This window comes from Streptomyces murinus, from assembly GCF_002154555.1.
Taxonomy (GTDB): domain Bacteria; phylum Actinomycetota; class Actinomycetes; order Streptomycetales; family Streptomycetaceae; genus Streptomyces; species Streptomyces murinus.
Window position 1 is genome coordinate 1,696 of record NZ_MUNF01000813.1, and the last position, 392, is coordinate 2,087.

The 392-nt window shown below is 75.8% G+C and carries 1 pseudogene; it reads left to right on the forward strand.

What is annotated here, in order from left to right:
- Positions 1-392, forward strand: a pseudogene (locus CCN72_RS41110) (acyl-CoA dehydrogenase); the annotation flags it as partial.

Sequence of the window (392 nt, forward strand, 5' to 3'; positions counted from 1 at the left end):
GCGAGGACGGCGGCGAGCCCGAGCTGGCGCTCGCGCTGGTCCCGGCCGACGCGCCCGGTCTCACCGTGCACCGGTTCTGGGGCAACGACCTGCTGGCCGGCGCCGAGAGCGACGAGGTGCGCCTGGAGGACGTGTTCGTGCCCAGCGAGATGGTGGTGCGGGCCGGCGCGGACGATCCCACGCGCCTGGACGACCTCCAGTCCGCCGGGTTCGTCTGGTTCGAGATGCTGATCTCCGCGGGCTACGCGGGCGCCGCGGCTGCGCTGGTCGAGCAGGTACTGACCCGCAAGCGGGGCAGCTCGGACGAGCGGGCCGCGCTCGCCGTCGACATGGAGGCCGCGCTGGCCCTCCTCGAAGGCGTGGCCCGGGGCACCGGGCGCGAGCCGGGCGAC